We start from the raw sequence: 20676 nt of genomic DNA on the forward strand, positions 1-20676 counted from the left end.
TATTACCTCGCTGCATTCAGGATGGTGTCAAATATCTCTTGGGAAATACTGACGATTTGGGCGGATGCATTGTAAGCTTGCTCATAACGGACCATATTTGCCGCTTCTTCATCAAGGTTGACCCCTGATACACTTTCAATCCAATTTTGACTTTGCGTTAATTTAGCTTCATTCGCTGAAGCGTCAACACGTGCTGCACGAGTCTTATTACCAACCGTTGAGATTAAGGTGGAAATACCCTCTGCAAACGTCATTTGGTTTTCACCATTATTTTTATGATTTTTACGTAACTTATCGTCGTTCTCTAAACCTGCCAATTTTAAACCATTACTATTATCAGCAATGGAATTGAGGTTATAAGCCAATGTGAATGTCTCACCTGGAATAGGTTTACCATCCATTTTAATTTCATAACCGACACCCGGATTTAAAGGCGGTATCGCATTGGCAAATAAGTCCTGCCCATTTAACGCACCCGAGGTGGTTGCCAGATACGTACCATTGCCATCATAAATATCGAAGTCGCCCGCGTTATTAACAGCAACTTGCTGTGGCGCAGTTATATTCAAATCGTTATTAGAAAATGACAATGCAGGGTCTGATATTTCGGTAACAGTGAGTCGACTCATTGTCGTATTCGCTGCTCCGGTCTTAGTTTGTAAAATCGACGCTAAGGCAATATCTTCAGGCTCTGATCGTGTGACATCATAATCATTTAAGTTAAATAGTGTCGGTGCCATTAAGAACTTATCACCACTTTGAAAACCACCTGCGGCGGCGGTAAAGTCAATTTCAAAGCCATGATCAACGACTTCAACTGGTCCAGGATAAGCACCGTTAATCGCTAATGGACTAGTGCTACGCTCGCCATTTTTAATTTCATATATATCAAAAGTCAGTGGGCTGGTCATCGATACTTGGTATTCACTAGTGGTTAGCGAACTACCTTTCCCTGAAATCAATTGAGAAGTAATAACATGCGCAGGATTAGAATTGCCCGGATAGTCTTTTGCTTGCGTTGGTGGAATAGTATAAATATCTTTGCCCATCTCACCGTTAAGATCTAAACCCATTTTGTTCTGCGTATTAACTGCATCAGCAATACCAAGACTCAGCTGCCCAATTTCACGTAATGATGTATAAACAGTGTCATCACGAAATTCCAGTAGTGCACCAATGCGCCCGCCGAGCTCCACATTTTGTAATGGCATGGTATTTTTATCTATGCTTAAAACCAGTTCCATATTTCTTGGATCGGGTTCACCACCAACCGCTTGAAATTGGCTCACACTATTTTCCATCACCAGCGGCTGACCATTCAACAAATTAATTGAAATCGTTTTGTTGTCATTAGCAATTGTTGATATATCAACTTCTTTTGCTAATGCTTCTATCGCCACATCGCGCTGATCGAGTAATGCGCCTGACGCTCCTCGTGATGTATTTTCAGCAATCATTACCTGCTTATTAAAGCCTTGAACCTCTTTAATTAACGAGTTTAGTAATGCAGGTTTTTCTGCTATTTCACTGTTTGATGTTTTTGCCTGAGAATTTAATTGTTCACCGACATTACGAAAACTGGCTGCGAGTGTTTGAGCATCTGAAATCGCCAGTTGACGATTTGAAATAGAGGTTGGATCATCATTTGCTGTATGAAAAGATTCAAATAATTGTGATACACCTGACGCCATATTATTTGATTGATCAGAGAGCACTTGGTCGGTACGTGTTATTTCGGCAAGAAACTTATCTTTGTTACTAAAAGCACTGGTATCAATTAATAATTCAGCTTGTGCAAATTTATTAACTTCTCGACCTGTAATAGAACGAGCAAGCCCCATGCTATCTGTTTGCGAATTATGCTGGGTGCGTTGACGGCTATACCCATCAGTATTAACATTCGAGATGTTATTACCTGTAGTATTAAGCATTTGCTGATGTCCAAGAACACCAGAAGTACCTATTTGTAATAAATTAGCCATCAGATTACAGCTCCAACCATCAGTTCATCACTCCAAAATAAGATTATTTACACTTATTTTTACTTGTTCATGCTTTGCTAACACGACCTAATATCGCTTTACTTAAAGGCATCATGTTTCATGACACTTTGAATTTTTGCTGCATAGTTAGGATCCGTTGCATAACCTGCGTTCTGTAAACCATTCAAGAACTGTGCCGAATCTGCAGAATTACGCAACGCATCGCTGTAACGATCGCCAGATTGTAAAAAATCTGCAAAATCATTAAAGCTAGACTGAAAATCTTGGTAGCTTCTAAATTGATGTTTTTCACGCTTCGCGACACCGTCGGTAAACTCTAATGTACCGACACTAGCAGTAGGTCCTTCCCAGCGTTTATCCGCTTTAATATTAAATAAATTATGCGAACTATCACCTTTGTTATCCGTCGATACTTTTTTACCCCAGCCTGTTTCTAACGCGGCTTGAGCAAGTAATACATCTGGTGACACATTTAAACGTTTCGCCACTGAATCAGCAAAAGGCGCTAATGAAGCAACAAAGTCTGCAGGGCTATCAAATTGCATCTTACGAGCGGTTTCTGCTTTAGGTAATGCAGCAGCTTGTTTATCATCAGTGATGGGATTTCCATCTTCATCGATAGCTGGAACGGTAGTATTGTCTTTATCTTCAGTGATCTCTTTATTTGTCGCAGCAGAGGCATTTTCAGCCTTTATGTTCTGTAATGGATTCGTATCACCGTCCAACGACGACGCAGGCATGTAATTGCCGCTATTATTCGACAACTGTTTAACAATGACATCCGCCAAGCCCAGACTACCTGACTGACTCATATCAGCAGCCATCTGTTTATCTTGCATATCACGATAAAACTGGGTGTAGTTATTATTCATTGGGCTATCTGTTTCAAAGGCGGCATTGGCTTCACGCATACTTTTCATCAGCATATTGGTAAACAAAGATTCAAATTGTTTAGCCACGTCTTTCAATGCGGTTTCATCATTGTTTTGCGCACGTTTACGCAAAGAATCCAGATTTTGCGTATCTAAGACGTTACTGTTTACATTCGTTTTAAATGAATTATCCATACCCAGTCCATTCCACTATTTAAAATAGTCATTTTGTTTTAATCATTGTGCGGTAGCTTTATCTTTCAATGCGTTAGTCATTAATTTGTCATTGATAACAATATTAAAAATCAATAAGTTAACGTACTTAAAGCACTTGAGTTCAATCCCTATGTTTAACATAGCAATTATTAGACCAATCTAGATAATAAGGATAATTAGATACAAAAAAGCGCTATACCAAACAATTGGTTATAGCGCTTATCAAGGTGTTATTTATATGACTAGTCTACATAATTAAATAATAATAAGTTGCCCATCTAATGCACCTGCATCTTTCAGTGCTTCTAAAATTGACATTAGATCACCCGGCGCAATACCAACCTGATTAACAGCGCGGATCAAATCATCAAGCGTGGCGCCAGCGTCAAGTTTAAACATACGTGCATCCTCCTGAGTAACATTAATCGTCGATTTATTCGTGACCACAGTTTCGCCATTCGCAAATGGATTTGGCTGTGACACTTCTTGTGTTTCGTTAATGGTGACCGTTAATCCACCATGCGTAATAGCTGCAGGTTTGAGTCTGACATTTTGACCAATCACAATGGTACCAGTACGAGAGTTCACAATGATTTTTGCGGACTCATCTGCCATTTTTAATTCTAGATTTTCTAGTGTTGCCAAATAGGCTACACGCTGAGAAATATCTCGTGGAGCAAGTACACGTACGGATGTTGCATCCATTGGGTAAGCGGTATTTGGACCAACAAGATTATTAATTGAATCGGCAAGACGCTTCGCGTTAGAAAAATCACCGCGATGTAGGTTAAATGTCAGATAATCACCATCACCAAATGGGTTAGCAACTTCTCTCTCGACGATAGCACCGCTACTAATACGACCCACCGTAGGTGTGTTAATGATAACTTTAGAGCCATCTTTACCTTCAACACCAAGACCGCCTACAACAAGACTGCCTTGTGCTAGCGCATAAACTTGGCCGTCAGCACCTTTCAGGAATGTTTGTAACAATAAACCACCACGTAAACTCTTTGCTTCACCGATAGCAGCAACAGTCACATCAATCTTTTGACCCGGTTTAGTAAATGCGGGTAAAACAGCACTCACAGCAACAGGCGCCACATTCTTAATTTTAACTTTGGCACCTTCTGGCATCGTGATACCAAAATTATTCAGCATTGTTTTAAAACTTTGCGCAGAGAATGCATTACTTTTTTCACCCGTGCCCGGTAAACCGACCACAAGACCGTAACCGATTAATTGGTTATCTCGGACGCCTTGCACAGAACTGATATCTTTTATACGTGCGGCATGTGCAGAACTAATGGTGGCCACAAAAATACTTAACAAGGCAATGCTCATACCGAGTAATAAATTCTGCTTTAATTTAATCTGAGCTGTTAATTTCATCTAAATAACCTGTGGTATAAGAATTGTCATTATTCTGATTTTGTATTCAAGCACTGCCAAAATAATGACTACTGCAATAAATATGCGTTATATAGCTAAAATTGCAATTGTCATACCAAGATGCAAACCATCATTATCATTTACACCCTACATATATTTAGAAAGGCCATTTACTGCCGTTAAGGAACTTCGTTGCCCAACCTTGCACTTGTGCTTCACCTAAGTCATCAACCGCACCATATTGAATACGCGCATCAGCAATTAATGATGAATCGACTTTATTATCGGCATCAACATCTTGTGGGCGTAATAAGCCAGTAAGACGAATAAATTCATTACCGTTATTCAGCATTAGCCACTTTTCACCACGGATCACCAAGTTATTATTCGGTAATACACGCACCACAGTCACCGAGATATTACCTTCTAAACTATTACTCTGGTCTGCCGAGCCATTACCTGAAAAAGAACTGGTTTGATTGAGGCTGCCTTCGATTGTATAGCCAGCGATAACAACATCTTCACCACCAAGATTAACAGGGTCTAATTCAAATGAGTTATCTTTACCGAGGTTAGAACTTGCTTGTTTTTTGGCACTGGTTGACTCTGTTAATGTCACGGTAATAATGTCACCAACCCGACGTGCTTTAATGTCTGAAAAAATATTATTGTTATATTGCGGGTTAAACAGAGAACCCGTTACTTTTGCTTGCAGTGGGTTATCATCAGGTACAATCGGCGCATAATCAGGTGAATCTTGTTGAGGCGTTTCATTGACATCAGCAGGCTCTTCCGCATCTTCTGTTTTAGTCGCGTCTTCGTTTTTTGTAACCACATTTTCTTTTACTTTAACTAACGACGTACAGCCTGCTAGTTGCATAAAAACAAAAAGAGCAAAGATAAAATTACGCATGATGATTCTCGATATAAATAATGAGCGTTTAACGATTAACTATAACTGTTGATTGGTGTAACTTAGCATTTCATCAACGGCTGATATTACTTTTGAATTCATTTCATATACACGCTGACTTTCGATCAAATTAACTAATTCTTCAGTCACGTTTACATTGGATGTTTCAATCGCACCTTGTACTAATTTACCTAAACCTTCATTACTTGGTAAACCCTGAACCGGATCACCACTAGCGCCAGTTTGAATAAACATGTTTTGACCAATAGGCTGTAAACCACCCGGATTAACAAAGTCTGAAATATTAATCTGACCAACAGTTTGATTGTTTGTTTGACCCGGTAGACTAACCGAGATCTCACCATCTTCAGATACAGTGACTGTTTGTGCATCAGCAGGTATTTGGATTTGGGGTTGTAACGGGTAACCGCTACCAGGCGTCACGATAATACCTTCGTCGTTTAACGTGAACTGACCATTACGTGTATATGACGTGGTGCCATCTGGCATTTCAATTTCAAAAAAACCACGACCACTTACCATTAAGTCCAGTGAGTTATCAGTCGTTAACATATTACCCTGTGAATGATCTTTTTGTGTCGCAACAACACGCGCACCAGAACCGACCATTAAACCTGATGGTAGTTTCGTATTCTGTGATGATTGGCCACCCGGTTGGTTTACCGCTTGGTACAATAGATCTTCAAAGATTGCGCGTTCTTTCTTAAAACCAACCGTACTGGCATTGGCCAAGTTATTTGAAATCGTTGAGATATTTGTCTGTTGTGCTTCTAAGCCTGTTTTACTGATCCATAATGCCGGATTCATAATGCTTTCCTCGTCTAATTTATGCTATTGGGGACTCATCAATGACTATTAGCTGATTTGTAATAATGAATCAGATGCTTTGTCATTTTCTTCTGCTGTTTTCATCATTTTTATCTGCATTTCGAATTGACGTTGCAAATTAATCATTCCGGTGAGTTCACCAACAGCACTAACATTACTGGTTTCTAACGCGCCACCAGCAACTTGGACATTAAGATCGATAGCCGCAGGCGTACCGTCCGCTTGACGGAACATACCGTCATAACCTTTCACTAAATTTCGTACATCAGGATTAACCAATTTTAACTGATCGACTTCTTCCAGTGCATTTGCTGGTGCACCTTGAGGACGAACCTCAATGCGACCATCTGCATGGATTTTAATTTGTTCTACGGGTGTAGGAATAACGATTGGACCATTTTCACCCAGTACAGGACGCCCTGAAGATGTTAACAGTTCACCGGTAGGACTCATGTGTAAGCTGCCACTACGGGTATAACTTTCATTATTTTGATCGTCGAGTACACTCAACCAACCATCACCTTGAATTGCAACATCCAACGCATTGCCTGTTTGCTGTAGTGCGCCGCTCGTAAAATCTTGGCCAGGGCTTTCTGTGATAGAAAATACACGAGTAGGTAGACCTTCACCAAAAGCTTGCATTGAACGTGCTTGTTCAAAATCAGATTTAAAACCATGTGTATTCACATTAGCAATATTATTGGCACGAACAGCCAATGCATTCATATTTTCTTTGGCACCCGACATCGAGATATAAAGCATATTGTCCATTCGTCAATCCTCTGTCACTTTTCGTTAAAATCGTTAATTTCCCATCTAATTAAGTGATAAAGCAATTAAAGTGCCAAAATAAAAAAGCCACCCTAAATAGGGTGGCTTTTTTACAACTAATATAGTGCATAACAGATAGGGTTCTTGATTAAACCCGCTAATTATATGGCATCTTAGCCAATCAGATTAACGAATCTGTAATACTGTATCTTGTAGTTTAGAGTTCACTTCTAGAGTTCTTGAGTTTGCTTGGTAGTTACGTTGCGCCGTAATTAAGTTAACAAGCTCACTGGTCAAGTTTACATTTGACTGCTCTAACGCTGATGAGTTAATTTTACCAAATGTACCCGAGTTCGGTTTACCGGCGATAGCATCACCTGATAATTGCGATTGACGCCAACCCGTATCACCGGTTTGACTTAATCCTTGCTCATTGGCAAATTTAGCCATGGCAATCATACCTAATTTATCATTACTACCGTTGCTGTAACTTGCTACAACCATGCCATCAGGGCCAATATCAATACCAGTTAATCGCCCTACTGTTGCACCATCTTGTTCTAATTTTGTCACTTCAAATGCCGATGCAAACTGTGTCGGATTATTAAAGTTTAACGTTACCGTTTGAGTCGTATCCGCACCATTAGTTAAAATAGCACCCAGTGGAACCGTTTGTGCGATTGCTGGCATCTGGGAATCTAATAAACCCGACGAATCAAATGTCAAACGTGTGGCTAATGGTTTTGCTGGGGTACCAGGCGCTTGTCCTGTAGCTTCCCCCCCCACTATATCGAGAGGCTGATCATCAACATAGTTAAATTCTAACCATGAATTTAACGGCGCACCAGCTCGACCATCCTTGACATAATAAGTCGATAAGGTATGCGACTCACCTAATGAATCGTAAATAGATACCGACGTCGCAGATGTATAAGTGGCGCTATCAGTAGGGTCAAATACTAGTGGATCTAGTCCAGGTGATGTTGCTGGTAGATTCATTGTCATATCAACATTTGCAGTCTTTTCTGGTACACCTGCTGTATCTGGTATTTGCAATGGTTTGGTTGAGGCCATGCTCACTGCTTTTGGAGAACCATCATCATTCACGTCATAAATTTGCAGGTAATTACCAGCCGAGTTAGTTACAAAACTATTCGCATCAAGTTTAAATGCACCTGCACGTGTATAGTTACGATCCATCGACTCCATGCCATCAGACATAACAAAAAAACCGTTACCATTAATCGCGAGATCGAGCGAGTTCTCAGTAAAGTTTAAACTACCTTGTTGAAATTGTTGTGCTACATGCGCAGTGGCAACACCGTTACCTACTGACGTTTTAGCATTTGAGAAAATCGATGTTGCATAAACATCACCAAACTCAGCGCGAGACTCTTTAAAACCTGTTGTATTAACGTTGGCAATATTATTTGCCGTTGTATTAAGGTCTTTCTGAGCAGCGTTGATCCCACTCAAGGCGATGTTAAATGACATATGACTTCCTTTTTATTCAATATAATTTAGTAAGTTTTAGCCGCAACTTCTGTTGCTTGACTTAGTGGTAGGCTACCCATACCTTTTAAGTTCAGCATAATACCGCCACCCGTATTACCGATGTTAACGCTTTCAACATGCTGGAAACTTGATATCTTAAGATCTTGTGCATTGCCGTCTATCGATGCAGATGCTTTCAAGCGGTAACTTCCTTCCGCTACTTTATTGCCGTTCATATCAGTGCCATCCCAATCAAAGGCAACCGCACCGCCTTTTTGCTCACCCATATCAATCAGTTTAACAACTTCACCAACTTGGTTAGCGATTTGTAAACGCATATTAGGTGCATCCTGAGGCAGGTCTATTCGACCAGACACATTTTCACCTGCAGATAGGAATGCCGATGATGCAGGCGCTAATACCTTAGTGCCAACAAGACCAGATGCTTGTAAAGCCTGATTCGAACTCATGATCGTGTTTAACTGCTCAAACTTGCTATCCATATTAGCAATACCATCAGCAGTGGTAAAAGATGCCATCTGCGCGACCATGTCTGAGTTTTCTACAGGCTTAAACGGGTCTTGATAAGCAAGTTCTTGTGTTAGTAACGAAAAAAAGTCTTCTTGGCCAAGCTCTTTGCGGGTAGTTTCTGCCGCCTGCTCTGCCGCATCCTTTTTTTCAGTCTTAAACTGACTACTAAAATCAGCTATATTATTATTGTTGTTAATTGTCGTCACAACCAAATACCCTCTATGAACCCTGACCTAACGCCAATGTCTTACTCAACATTTTCTTTGCTGAATCAGCTATTTGCACGTTAGTCTGGTATGAACGAGATGCGCTAATCATATTTGCCATCTCTTCCATTACGTTTACATTCGGACGATATACATAACCATCTTCGTCAGCTAATGGATGATTCGGATTAAATTCATTAACCAATGGAGCATCACTCTCTACAATCCCTGCAACATTCACGCCAACTGCTTCATTTTGAGCTGCATTGGCTTGATCTAATTGTGCTTGGAAAACGGGATAGCGTGCTTTATAGGTTTCACCAGCACTACTACTCACACTATTTGCATTAGCAAGATTACTTGCAGTTGTATTTAAACGAACTGATTGTGCACTCATTGCCGAACCGGCAACGTCAAAGACTCGAAATAAGCTCATAATTATTGTCCTTTAATTGCCTTGCGCATAGTTTGAATTTTACTGCTTAGAAATGATAGTGATGCCTGATATTCCATGCTGTTTTGCATAAAACTGGCACGTTCCTCTTGTACGTCAACGGTATTACCATCACCGGTATCAGGTTGATTAGGGACTCTAAATTGCAGGTCAGACGCAATGCCTCTGCCGCCTGAGATATGACGTTCACTGGTTTTTGATAAATTGAAATTAGTACCTTGCGTCGCACTTGCCAGCGCATCTTTAAAGCTTAAATCTTTTGCTTTAAAGCCAGGTGTATCCGCATTAGCAATATTACTCGCTAACACTTCTGCACGGCGTTCTCTTACGCCGACAGAGTATTGGTGTATACCTAATGCATTATCAAAATTAATAGCCATGAACGCCTCCTAAACATTTATATCGTAACCAATCGCATGATGATTACGATGATACAAATGATAAAAGCAACATGTGTGCCAAAATTAAAAACAATACTCAGATATTATCTCGCCATTTTAAATTTCGAATAAAAACAATTTAAAACAACGCGTTACGACTTTGGCGTTAATTTAAATTAATGGCACTAAATGACTGAGTTTAGATATAAAGAGTGTAATGATAAGAATAATAAAGAGGAGTAGTTTTTTTGACGGTATAGATCGATAAGTTACCGCCAATAAACAAACACTTGAATAATGACGATAACTCACCGCTAAGTAGATTATTTTAGTTTATATACAATACCCGGATTACAACGGATCATTTCAAACTTATCAGTTAGGCCTGTCAACGATTCTGACGCACCTAAAAATAAGTAACCACCCGGTTTTAATGACGCTGCAAATTGATTAAGAATCTGACTTTTAATTTTTGGCGAAAAGTAAATTAGTACATTACGACAAAAAATAATATCGAACTTACCGAGTAAGGCATAACTTTCTAGCAAATTGATTTCACGAAATGATGTCAATTGCTGAACTTCACGATTCACCTTCATTTTATCATCAGGTAATGTCGTGAAAAACTGACGCTTACGTTCAGCGGATAGACCTCGTCCAAGCGCTAAGCGATCATAAACACCTTCTTTACAATGTTTAATCATTGTTGGTGATATGTCCGTACCGACAATTTGTACATTAGGTTTAACTAAACGTTTAAGTTTTTCTTGTGTTTCAATCGCAGACATCGCAATTGAAAACGGTTCTTGACCAGATGACGATGCCGCAGACCATATTTTAACTGGCAACCCTTTATTCATAAATTCAGGTAAGAGCTTTGTTTGCAAATATTCAAACGGGTAAATATCACGGAACCACAATGTTTCATTCGTGGTCATCGCGTCAATAACATCATTACGTAAATCACGCGCTAACATGGTCATTGATTTTTGTACTAGCTCAGTTAAATTAGCCATCTTATGTTTTGCCAATAGCGGCAATAAACGGCTTTTAACTAAATATTGTTTATTTTGTCCTAATACAATACCGCACTGAATTTCAAGAAATTCACTAAAACGGGTATAGACTTCATTTGACAATGTTTGCACTATTTTTTACTCAACTTTCTATTATAAAGATACACTTATTTAACACAGTAATTTTCTAACTCGGATCTGCTACTTTTAATGCCTTTAATACCGCACCAGCAAGTTCATCTGGATTAAATTTAGCAATGAAATCATTAGCACCAACTTTAATCACCATCGCCTGATTGAACACGCCACTCAGTGATGTATGTAGAATAATATACAAACCATCTAGTGATTTATCATTACGTACTTCAGCTGTTAACGTGTAACCATCCATCTCTGGCATTTCGATATCAGAAATCATGAGAGCAACTTGATCCGCAATAGGACCATTTTGCGCCATTTCACGTAATTTATTTAAACCATCACGGCCATCTTTTGCCAACACGATTTTAAAACCAAGATCAGACACCGCTTTCTTAATTTGATTACGCGCAACGCTTGAGTCATCAACCACAAGAATCACTTTCTCAATCGCAGATTTATCAATCTCGCTAGCCGTTTCTAGCACTTCCTCACTAATTTCCATTTTTACTGGCGCTACTTCATGCAGAATTTTTTCAACATCAAGTACTTCAACCAATTCATTATCCACTTCAGTAACAGCTGTTAAATAACTGAATCGCCCCGTTCCTTTTGGCGGTGGTAAAATTGATTCCCAGTTAATATTAATAATACGTTCAACACTTGATACTAAAAAGCCCTGCACTGAACGATTATATTCAGAAATAATAATAAACGCTTTGCTCAAATCTTGAATTGGACGACCACCCGTCGCTAAACTCAAATCGATCACAGAAATTGTATTTCCACGTATATGTGCAACACCACGGACGACACTATTAAGCTTAGGTAGAATAGTTAATGGCGGACATTGCAATACTTCTTTCACTTTAAATACATTGATACCAAAACGCTGACGCCCGTTTAAGCGAAACATAAGTAATTCCAGACGGTTTTGTCCTACCAGCTGTGTGCGCTGATTGACCGTATCGAGTAATCCTGCCATTATCCATCCTCAGGTAAATGTAACTTATTATCAACGTGGCTTGAATATTGCTTTACCACTGTATTATTCATTTATATTGTCGCTTACGACATAAAGTAGTCAAAAACTTGGCTCTTAATTCACTTTATACGTAACGTTTCATTTTATATCGGCTTAGAAACCTAAATGCTTAAATATATTTTATCATTCTCGCTTTTCTATTGCTTAAGTTTACTGAGCTATTTGCCACTAGCGCTCGCAGCCACAGATAAACATCAGGCGATTGAAGAGTTTGCGGAATCTTTTATCAAAGCGCAACTACTTAGCTCTCAGAATGAAAGGGTAAGCATTGAAGTAACAAAAATTGACCGCAGAATAGCAGTAACTCAGTGTGAAGGTAATATGTCCGCCGAGTTAGTTGGTAATAAAAGCTTACAACGTGCAGCAACCGTAAGAATACGATGCAGTAATGCTAAAAACTGGCAACTGCACGTGCCAGTGAAGATTATTCGTCTAGTTCCTGTCGTGGTGAGCAGCCGACCTTTATCAAAAGGTAGCCTATTAACGAAAAACAATACTAAAATAGAATATATGAACCGTGTTTTTTTACGCTCAGGCTATATTTCAGATTTAAGTTTTGTCAATAAAGCACGCTTAAAACGACAACTGTCCAATGAACAAATGATCTCAACACGGGATATTTGTCTTGTGTGTAAAAGCGAAAGCGTTACAATTACTAGTTCAGTGGGAAATCTAACCGTAAAAACTGATGGTGTAGCATTGGCTAACGGTATTCTGGGTGACAAAATTAATGTCCGTAACCGTAAATCGAATCGAATCGTTTCGGGTACTGTTCAAGCCGCAGGCGTCATCCAAATAAACTATTAAATTTTACTAAAGTATTATTGTTATAAGTCGATAATCTTTTAGTACACCTGTTTACAAATCAATAGGTAGAAGAATGGCCATAAATTTAACCAATTTAAATAATCGTAGTCACCAGCTTGATCAAGCAAGAAGTACGCAGCAAAAAACCAGTGTTCAAACTGGTAATGTAGCTCAAACTTCACCGCAACGTACAGCGCAAAGTGACTCGGTTAATATTACATCACAAGCCAAAAGTTTGACCGCTATGGAACATGATTTAGCTCAAGGTACGCCTGTTAACGAGTCAAAAGTAGAAAGTTTGAAAAAAGCCATTGCTGACGGTAGCTATCAAGTTGATGCTAACAAGCTAGCAAAGAATATGTCTAATTTCGAAAACTTACTTGCTTAACCGAGTGCTATAGATACAGATGATATTGACTACATTGCCCGAATTACTCGTTCTACAAACATCTTATGTAGAACAATTATTGGCTCTATTAACGGCTGAAAAATCAGCGTTAGAGTCACGCAATGTCACAGCCCTAGAAAAGCTCAGTCAAGATAAGCAACAAAAAATAATGCAAATTGCCGAGCTCGATGTAAAAATTGGCCAGCATACAGATGCGGCAGAATTACTGACTACCTACCTATCGCAAAAACAACAAATTGAAGCTGATATCAGAGAGTGCCAAGAGCTTAATGATGTCAACGGTAAACTGATTGAGCTCAATTTACGCAACACCAAGCGACTAACCGACACCATTATTCGTAGCCGCTCTCGTAACAATATAACCTATGATAAATTAGGCCGTACTCGCGGATCATTTTCTACCCTTGGTATGACCTTCAAATCATAACATTCAGCGCTTAATGCACGTTTAATCACTAACAAACCGTTACATTTATCGCTAATCCTCCTCTAGACGTCTCTTTATATTTATTTTTCATATCATCCCCTGTCGCCTTCATGGTCTTAATCACTTGATCAAGTGATACCTTATGATCGCCACTGCCCATGCGCGCCATACGCGACGCATTAATCGCTTTCACAGCACCAATCGCATTACGCTCAATACAGGGGATCTGAACCAAGCCAGCCACTGGATCACAAGTCAATCCCAAATTATGCTCCATACCTATTTCGGCAGCATGTTCAACTTGGTCTAACGTTCCACCTCTTATTGCCGTTAACCCAGCAGCAGCCATCGAACAAGCGACACCAACTTCACCCTGACAACCAACTTCTGCGCCAGAAATAGATGCATTTTTCTTATATAGAGTCCCAATGGCTGCACACGTCAGTAGATAGGTTTTAATTTTATCTTCCGTTAATGGACTCACGAACTGATCATAAAAATACATTACCGCAGGAATTATACCCGCAGCACCATTTGTCGGAGCCGTCACAACTCGCCCGCCAGCGGCGTTCTCTTCGTTCACAGCCATCGCGTACATATTAACGAAATCCATACCGTGGAACGTATCATCCTTGGCATCTGGCGCCTGTAACTTTTTGAATAATCCAGGTGCACGGCGATGGACCTTTAATCCACCAGGTAAGATACCTTCATTACGGCAACCACGATGAATACAGTCCACCATAATACGATGTAATGTTAATAATTTTTCATTAATCACGTCATCAGAATTTAATTGTCGCTCATTTTCATACATTAACTTCGCAATCGATAAACCATGTAAGCGGCAAGTGGTAAGGAGTTCGTCGGCACTATCAAATTTATATTTAGGCGGGATTTTAGCATTTTTTTCCAACGGTTTATCAATATGCTCATGGTCAAGAATAAAGCCACCACCAATCGAATAGTAGGTTTTAGTCAAGACGATAGCATCTTTACTGAGTGCCGTTATTGTCATTGCATTACTATGATAAGGTAACGTTTTTCGGTGGTGTAATACGATGTGCTCTGCGCGATTAAAAGGCACAAAACCAACACCATGAATATTGATCCCTTGTTGTTCGTCTATCTCTTTTAATATTGAAGGCACTTGCTCTGAATCTATTTTATCCGGTTCATATCCTGCTAACCCCAAGATCACCGCGATATCACTCGCATGCCCAATACCCGTTTGCCCTAACGAGCCAAACAATTCAGTGTTAATCCCCAAAATAGGGTCATGGTTGCCCTCCGCTTTAAGGTGTTGTAAAAAATCAAATGCAGCACGCATAGGGCCAACGGTATGTGAGCTCGATGGCCCTATACCAATACTAAACATATCAAAGGTACTGATCATAGAATACTCCCTGATTAATGAACATTGCTTACTGTAGGTATAGCACATGATTGTTTATGCAATTTTATTACTAATTTGAAAAAATATTACGACCATGATTAGTTATAAACCTACATATTCTCTGCTTTTAAATTAGCAATTCGCATTATGTTTATGCTACTTGATCAAAGTAAACTGTAATAAAGTCACAAATGACGCTAAAACGATGCTAAAAATAAGTAATAAATGTAATAATAGTTCGACTTACTTCATATTTTTTACATAATTGACGTAATAAATATCCAACAAGGTTTATAATGCCACTATAAATTAGCATTAACCTTCATTACTTTATCATGCGCCCACTGCGGAGCTTGCCAGGGAAATATCATGAGTATGCTCGAAAAAATAATCCAAAATTTAGAAATATTCAGTAAATCAGAAAAAAAGGTCGCTGATGTTATTCTAGAATCTCCGCAATCTGCTATTCATTCAAGTATTGCGACACTAGCTAAAGTTGCCGACGTAAGTGAGCCGACCGTCAATCGTTTTTGTCGTCGCTTAGATACTAAAGGCTACCCTGATTTCAAATTGCACTTAGCACAAAGCTTAGCTAACGGTACGCCGTACGTAAACAGAAACGTAGAAGCAAATGATGGTCCTGAAGTTTACACACAAAAAATATTTGAAACGACAATTGCGCACTTAGATTCAGCAAAGAACAGTTTAGATCCTGAAGTTATTAATAAAGCCGTTGACCTACTTATCCAGTCGAAACAGATTTCATTCTTTGGTTTAGGTGCTTCAGCATCTGTTGCTCGTGACGCTGAAAATAAGTTTTTCCGCTTTAACGTACCTGTGATTTGTTTTGATGACATAATGATGCAACGCATGAGTGTAATAAACAGCACTGAAGATTCTGTTGTTGTATTGTTCTCGCATACTGGTCGCACTAAAAGTATGGTTGATGTGGCTAAATTAGCACGTGAAAATGATGCGATCGTGATTGGTATCACTGCTCAAAACTCACCGCTTGCAGAATATTCAAACTTAGTTATCTCTCTCGATGTAATGGAAGACACAGACGTATACATGCCAATGGCATCACGTGTTGCACAGTTAGTACTTGTTGACGTATTAGCAACAGGCTTCACATTACGCCGCGGAGACAAATTCCGAGAAAACTTGAAAAAAGTGAAATCAGCAATCAAAGATTCGCGCTTTAACAAAATAGATTAATAAAAATGGCCACATAATGTGGCCATTTTTATTTCTACTATCGCTCTTTTTATTTTTGTCACACTACGGTAACCAAGCCTTTGCATACTAAGATAATGGAAAGTTGGCCTTTGTTTGACAAAATTTAACATAAATAAAAACACCTATAATAAATAATTAAAACAAATCATCTCATTACTCATATGGAGTCATCATGTTACGTCGTACTAAAATTGTAACCACCTTAGGTCCAGCAACAGATCGTGATAATAACCTCGAAAAAATTATTCTTGCTGGTGCTAACATGGTTCGCATGAACTTTTCTCATGGTAACCCTGAAGACCATATCAAGCGTGCAGAAGATGTACGTGCCATTGCAAAAAAACATAACAAACACGTGGCTATCTTAGGTGACTTACAAGGTCCTAAAATTCGCGTATCTAAATTTACAGACGGTAAAATTCACTTAAACTTAGGTGATAAATTCTGCCTAGATGCAACATTTGATAAAACAGCCGGTAATAACGAATGCGTAAGTATCGATTACCCAGAGCTAGCAAGTGATGTTTTCCCTGGCGATGTACTGCTACTTGACGATGGTCGCGTACAATTAAAAGTAATCGAAATTAACGGTCAGCAGATCCACACTGAAGTAACAGTAGCCGGTCCGCTATCAAATAATAAAGGTATCAACAAGCAAGGCGGTGGTCTATCTGCTGAAGCACTAACAGACAAAGACAAAGCAGACATTATTACAGCGGCAAAAATTGACGTTGATTTTGTTGCCGTCTCTTTCCCACGTAACGGTGCTGATATCAATTACGCGCGTGAACTTGTTCGTGCAGCTGGTTCAAATGCAAAAATTTGTGCAAAAGTAGAACGTGCAGAAACCGTAGCAACTAAAGGAACAATGAAAGAAATCATCTTAGCTTCTGATGCAATCATGGTTGCCCGTGGTGACTTAGGTGTTGAAATTGGTGATGCGGCACTTGTTGGTGTTCAAAAATCGCTTATCAACTTATCACGCAAATATAACCGTGTTGTGATCACTGCTACGCAAATGATGGAATCAATGATCACAAGCCCAATGCCAACACGTGCAGAAGTGATGGACGTGGCGAATGCGGTACTTGATGGTACAGATGCAGTAATGCTGTCTGCAGAGACTGCTGCTGGTGATTTCCCAGTAGAGACAGTAAAAGCGATGGCTGAAGTATGTTTAGGCGCAGAAACACACCCAAGCGTAAATGTATCAAACCACCGTATTGATTACACATTCGATTCAATCGAAGAAACAATCGCAATGTCTACTATGTACGCTGCAAATCACCTGAACGGTGTAAAAGCAATCGTGGCATTGAGTGAGTCAGGTACGACACCATTATTAATGTCACGTATTAGTTCTGGTTTACCAATTTTCTCATTGTCTCCGCACCAGAAGACACTAAACGCAACAGCACTATACCGTGGTGTTACACCACTACAGTTTAATACTGAAGGCTTATCGCAAGAACAGATTGTTGAAGGCGCTTACGCTGTATTAAAAGAAACTGGCCAAGTTAAAGCGGGTGACATCATCCTGCTAACGCTAGGTGATAAAATGGATACTGTTGGTTCAACAAACACCAGCAAAATCCTAACAATCAAATAAGTCTATTTATCTACATAGACAAGACCTGTTTCCTTCTGTCTTGTACGGAAAGTAAAATACAGGCATAAAAAAACCGAGGCTACTATAAATAGCCTCGGTTTTTTTATGCTTTATTTATTAAAAATCTAACCCGCAGGCTAGACTTTTAATTCACTGTTAATCGTGAGATTAAGCAACTTTATCGTTTTTTGTTACTTTTGAAATACCCGCAAACTCTTCTGGAGTGAATGAGTCAACGTTAATCGCAGCAAAACGTAGTTCATCAGCTGCTAGTAGTTCATCAGCTTCAACTTGTGTAATGATGCCTTTTTCAACAGCAAGTGGTGCAGCAACTTTTGCAGCAAGTTTACGTGGAATTGTACCTTTAGATGCAGCAATCGCGATTTTCTTCTCGATAGGCTGTGCTTTATACATTGCTTGGAATGCAGATTCCATGTCGTAAATTGCAGTGTTTGCATCTGTCTCATCACCAACATAACAAAGGTGCGTTAGACGGTCACGCGCTTCGCTTGGTTTAAGTAGTACTTCACAAATTGCTTTCGCTGTATCATCTTCAGGCATTTTGTAGTTGATACCGAATGGGAATACAACTGTTTTCAATGTACCAGCAATACCTTTGTTACCGAAGTTCTGGAAGAAACCAGTAAACGCTTTACCGATTTCAAACAAGTTACGTTCGATAGCCCAAGATAACATAGGTAAATCTTCAGCTTGACGACCTTGTTCTTCAAAATGTTTCAACGTTGCAGATGCAAGGTACAAGTTACTTAGTACATCACCTAAACGTGCAGAAATCATTTCACGACGTTTCAAATCACCACCAAGAACAAGCATAGATACGTCAGCACACAGTGCTAATGCTTTACTCATACGCGTAAGTTGCTTGTAGTATTTCTTCGTAGGACCAGATACAGGTGCAGAGTTTAATAGACCGCCCGTTAGACCTTGACCTAGTGCACCAAAGAAGTTTTTAGCACCAAACGCAATATGTTTTAGTAATAGGTCATCAAATTGATCAAGACCTTCTTTTTCATTTGGATTAGCAGCAGCTTGTAATTCACCTAGTACATATGGGTGACAACGTGTTGCACCTTGACCGAAGATCATTAGGTTACGTGTAAGGATGTTTGCACCCTCAACCGTAATTGCAACTGGGATACCCCAATAAGCGTGTGCTAGGTAGTTTTTAGGACCACATTGGATACCACTACCCGCTTGAATATCAAGCGCATCATCAATAACTGTACGTGCCATTTCAGTCATGTGGTATTTAGAGATTGCCGTAACAATCGCAGGACTCTGACCTAAATCTAGCGCACCAGTTGTAAATTTACGCGCAGCTTCAAGTTGGTAAGTTAAACCACCAATACGTGCAAGTGACTCTTGTACACCTTCAAATTTACCAATTGATAAACCGAACTGTTTACGTACGTATGAATAAGCACCTGTCATACGTGCAGTTAAGTGACCACATGCAGTACCCAGTGCAGGTAAAGAAATACCACGACCAGCAGATAAACATTCAACCAGCATACGCCAGCCTTTACCAACTTGGTCAGCACCACCGATAACCCAATCAAGAGGAATGAATACATCATCACCGTAAGTCGTACCATTCATGAATGCTAGACCCATTGGGAAGTGACGGTCACCGATTTCAACACCTTTATGTGATGTTGGGATCAACGCACACGTAATACCGATATCAACAGTATCACCAAGTAGCGCATCCGGATCTTGTAGTTTAAATGCAAGACCAAGTACAGTAGCTACAGGTGCAAGTGTAATATAACGTTTGCTCCACGATACGCGGATACCTAACGTTTCTTTACCTTCAAATTCTTCTTTAACAACGCGACCCATATCTGGAATACCACCAGCATCAGAACCCGCTTCAGGACCCGTCAATGCGAAACATGGTACTTCAGTACCGTTTGCTAGACCTGGTAACCAACGATCTTTTTCTGCTTGTGTACCGTAATGTGCAAGTAATTCGCCAGGACCTAATGAGTTAGGTACCATTACTGTTACCGCAGTAGATAAACTACGCGTTGCAATCGTTGTTACAATTGTTGAGTTAGCGTAAGCAGAGAATGCTTTACCGCCGTATTCTTTTGGAATGATAAGCGCAAAGAAGCCGTTTGATTTAATGAAATCCCAAACTGGTTTTGGTAAATCACGATCTTCATGAACGATTTTATAATCATCCAGCATGCCCATTAATGTTTTAAGTTCGTTATCAATGAAGCTTTGTTCATCTTTACTTAACTTAGGTGTTGGGTAGCTAAGCATTTTATTCCAATCAGGGCTACCTGCGAATAAATCACCATCCCACCAAACACTACCAGATTCCATTGCTTCCTGCTCTGTTTGTGAAAGCGGTGGCAAGATCTTCTTAAACACTTTAAATAATGGTGCTGTGATATTATTTTTTCTAAACTCACTCATTGCGCTCATAACTATTTCCTTTTGTTTCACTATTTTGATGCTGTATTTACAACTTTGGAGC

The 20676-nt window shown here is 39.6% G+C and carries 19 protein-coding genes; 5 read left to right on the forward strand and 14 right to left on the reverse strand.

Annotated elements, in window-relative coordinates; genetic code table 11:
- Positions 1-2 precede the first annotated feature (2 nt).
- The 12 genes from HWV00_RS16000 to HWV00_RS16055 form a co-directional block, all read right to left on the reverse strand.
- Positions 3-1982, reverse strand: coding sequence for a flagellar basal body rod C-terminal domain-containing protein (locus HWV00_RS16000; protein WP_211682883.1), 1980 nt, complete (start codon positions 1980-1982; stop codon positions 3-5).
- Positions 1983-2080: 98 nt separating this feature from the next.
- On the reverse strand, positions 2081-3070 hold the full coding sequence (gene flgJ, locus HWV00_RS16005; protein WP_211682885.1) for a flagellar assembly peptidoglycan hydrolase FlgJ: 990 nt from the start codon (positions 3068-3070) through the stop codon (positions 2081-2083).
- Positions 3071-3346: 276 nt separating this feature from the next.
- Complete coding sequence (locus HWV00_RS16010; protein WP_211682887.1) at positions 3347-4483, reverse strand: flagellar basal body P-ring protein FlgI; 1137 nt, start codon at positions 4481-4483, stop codon at positions 3347-3349.
- 157 nt (positions 4484-4640) lie between these two features.
- On the reverse strand, positions 4641-5396 hold the full coding sequence (locus HWV00_RS16015) for a flagellar basal body L-ring protein FlgH (protein ID WP_211682889.1): 756 nt from the start codon (positions 5394-5396) through the stop codon (positions 4641-4643).
- A 39-nt stretch (positions 5397-5435) separates the two neighbouring features.
- Complete coding sequence (flgG, locus tag HWV00_RS16020; RefSeq protein WP_211682891.1) at positions 5436-6224, reverse strand: flagellar basal-body rod protein FlgG; 789 nt, start codon at positions 6222-6224, stop codon at positions 5436-5438.
- A gap of 48 nt (positions 6225-6272) precedes the next feature.
- On the reverse strand, positions 6273-7016 hold the full coding sequence (gene flgF / locus HWV00_RS16025; protein ID WP_211682893.1) for a flagellar basal-body rod protein FlgF: 744 nt from the start codon (positions 7014-7016) through the stop codon (positions 6273-6275).
- 186 nt (positions 7017-7202) lie between these two features.
- Entirely contained in the window at positions 7203-8510 is a 1308-nt protein-coding gene (flgE, locus tag HWV00_RS16030) for a flagellar hook protein FlgE (RefSeq protein WP_211682895.1), read from the reverse strand.
- A gap of 26 nt (positions 8511-8536) precedes the next feature.
- Positions 8537-9247, reverse strand: a complete 711-nt coding sequence (locus tag HWV00_RS16035) for a flagellar hook assembly protein FlgD (RefSeq protein WP_211682896.1) — start codon at positions 9245-9247, stop codon at positions 8537-8539.
- Positions 9248-9260: 13 nt separating this feature from the next.
- A complete protein-coding gene (gene flgC / locus HWV00_RS16040) occupies positions 9261-9683 on the reverse strand; it encodes a flagellar basal body rod protein FlgC (protein WP_211682898.1) in 423 nt (140 codons plus the stop codon).
- A gap of 2 nt (positions 9684-9685) precedes the next feature.
- On the reverse strand, positions 9686-10081 hold the full coding sequence (flgB, locus tag HWV00_RS16045) for a flagellar basal body rod protein FlgB (protein WP_211682900.1): 396 nt from the start codon (positions 10079-10081) through the stop codon (positions 9686-9688).
- Positions 10082-10404: 323 nt separating this feature from the next.
- Entirely contained in the window at positions 10405-11229 is an 825-nt protein-coding gene (locus HWV00_RS16050) for a protein-glutamate O-methyltransferase CheR (protein WP_211682902.1), read from the reverse strand.
- A 55-nt stretch (positions 11230-11284) separates the two neighbouring features.
- Positions 11285-12220, reverse strand: coding sequence for a chemotaxis protein CheV (locus HWV00_RS16055; protein WP_211682904.1), 936 nt, complete (start codon positions 12218-12220; stop codon positions 11285-11287).
- Between the two features lie 165 nt (positions 12221-12385).
- On the opposite strand from HWV00_RS16055, the gene flgA reads away from it, so the two are divergent.
- From flgA to HWV00_RS16070, 3 genes are all read left to right on the forward strand, one after another.
- Complete coding sequence (gene flgA / locus HWV00_RS16060; protein WP_211682906.1) at positions 12386-13087, forward strand: flagellar basal body P-ring formation chaperone FlgA; 702 nt, start codon at positions 12386-12388, stop codon at positions 13085-13087.
- Between the two features lie 73 nt (positions 13088-13160).
- Positions 13161-13475 (forward strand): flagellar biosynthesis anti-sigma factor FlgM, encoded by a 315-nt coding sequence (gene flgM / locus HWV00_RS16065; RefSeq protein WP_211682908.1) that lies wholly within the window; start codon positions 13161-13163, stop codon positions 13473-13475.
- Positions 13476-13494: 19 nt separating this feature from the next.
- Positions 13495-13923: a flagella synthesis protein FlgN gene (locus HWV00_RS16070; protein ID WP_211682910.1), complete on the forward strand. Its 429-nt coding sequence runs from the start codon at positions 13495-13497 to the stop codon at positions 13921-13923.
- A gap of 28 nt (positions 13924-13951) precedes the next feature.
- Here the strand turns inward: HWV00_RS16070 and HWV00_RS16075 are convergent, their stop codons facing one another.
- The gene (locus HWV00_RS16075) at positions 13952-15319 is read right to left on the reverse strand and encodes an L-serine ammonia-lyase (protein ID WP_211682912.1); all 1368 of its coding nucleotides are present in this window, start codon (positions 15317-15319) and stop codon (positions 13952-13954) included.
- Positions 15320-15688: 369 nt separating this feature from the next.
- Between HWV00_RS16075 and HWV00_RS16080 the strand changes: the two genes are divergently transcribed.
- Both HWV00_RS16080 and pyk read left to right on the forward strand, forming a co-directional pair.
- A complete protein-coding gene (locus HWV00_RS16080) occupies positions 15689-16537 on the forward strand; it encodes a MurR/RpiR family transcriptional regulator (protein WP_198437069.1) in 849 nt (282 codons plus the stop codon).
- Between the two features lie 193 nt (positions 16538-16730).
- Complete coding sequence (gene pyk, locus HWV00_RS16085; RefSeq protein ID WP_211682913.1) at positions 16731-18167, forward strand: pyruvate kinase; 1437 nt, start codon at positions 16731-16733, stop codon at positions 18165-18167.
- Between the two features lie 168 nt (positions 18168-18335).
- On the opposite strand, the gene HWV00_RS16090 is transcribed toward pyk, so the two are convergent.
- Positions 18336-20624: an acyl-CoA dehydrogenase gene (locus tag HWV00_RS16090; protein ID WP_211682915.1), complete on the reverse strand. Its 2289-nt coding sequence runs from the start codon at positions 20622-20624 to the stop codon at positions 18336-18338.
- Positions 20625-20676: the final 52 nt, after the last annotated feature.

It is taken from the genome of Moritella sp. 24 (assembly GCF_018219155.1).
GTDB lineage: Bacteria > Pseudomonadota > Gammaproteobacteria > Enterobacterales > Moritellaceae > Moritella.

Excerpts from the sequence above, each read along its gene's own strand:
- HWV00_RS16000 (WP_211682883.1), bottom strand. The coding sequence starts at position 1,982 with ATGGCTAATTTATTACAAATAGGTACTTCTGGTGTTCTTGGACATCAG.
- flgJ (WP_211682885.1), bottom strand. The coding sequence starts at position 3,070 with ATGGATAATTCATTTAAAACGAATGTAAACAGTAACGTCTTAGATACG.
- HWV00_RS16010 (WP_211682887.1), bottom strand. The coding sequence starts at position 4,483 with ATGAAATTAACAGCTCAGATTAAATTAAAGCAGAATTTATTACTCGGT.
- HWV00_RS16015 (WP_211682889.1), bottom strand. The coding sequence starts at position 5,396 with ATGCGTAATTTTATCTTTGCTCTTTTTGTTTTTATGCAACTAGCAGGC.
- flgG (WP_211682891.1), bottom strand. The coding sequence starts at position 6,224 with ATGAATCCGGCATTATGGATCAGTAAAACAGGCTTAGAAGCACAACAG.
- flgF (WP_211682893.1), bottom strand. The coding sequence starts at position 7,016 with ATGGACAATATGCTTTATATCTCGATGTCGGGTGCCAAAGAAAATATG.
- flgE (WP_211682895.1), bottom strand. The coding sequence starts at position 8,510 with ATGTCATTTAACATCGCCTTGAGTGGGATCAACGCTGCTCAGAAAGAC.
- flgC (WP_211682898.1), bottom strand. The coding sequence starts at position 9,683 with ATGAGCTTATTTCGAGTCTTTGACGTTGCCGGTTCGGCAATGAGTGCA.
- flgB (WP_211682900.1), bottom strand. The coding sequence starts at position 10,081 with ATGGCTATTAATTTTGATAATGCATTAGGTATACACCAATACTCTGTC.
- HWV00_RS16055 (WP_211682904.1), bottom strand. The coding sequence starts at position 12,220 with ATGGCAGGATTACTCGATACGGTCAATCAGCGCACACAGCTGGTAGGA.
- flgA (WP_211682906.1), top strand. The coding sequence starts at position 12,386 with ATGCTTAAATATATTTTATCATTCTCGCTTTTCTATTGCTTAAGTTTA.
- flgM (WP_211682908.1), top strand. The coding sequence starts at position 13,161 with ATGGCCATAAATTTAACCAATTTAAATAATCGTAGTCACCAGCTTGAT.
- HWV00_RS16070 (WP_211682910.1), top strand. The coding sequence starts at position 13,495 with ATGATATTGACTACATTGCCCGAATTACTCGTTCTACAAACATCTTAT.
- HWV00_RS16075 (WP_211682912.1), bottom strand. The coding sequence starts at position 15,319 with ATGATCAGTACCTTTGATATGTTTAGTATTGGTATAGGGCCATCGAGC.
- HWV00_RS16080 (WP_198437069.1), top strand. The coding sequence starts at position 15,689 with ATGAGTATGCTCGAAAAAATAATCCAAAATTTAGAAATATTCAGTAAA.
- pyk (WP_211682913.1), top strand. The coding sequence starts at position 16,731 with ATGTTACGTCGTACTAAAATTGTAACCACCTTAGGTCCAGCAACAGAT.
- HWV00_RS16090 (WP_211682915.1), bottom strand. The coding sequence starts at position 20,624 with ATGAGCGCAATGAGTGAGTTTAGAAAAAATAATATCACAGCACCATTA.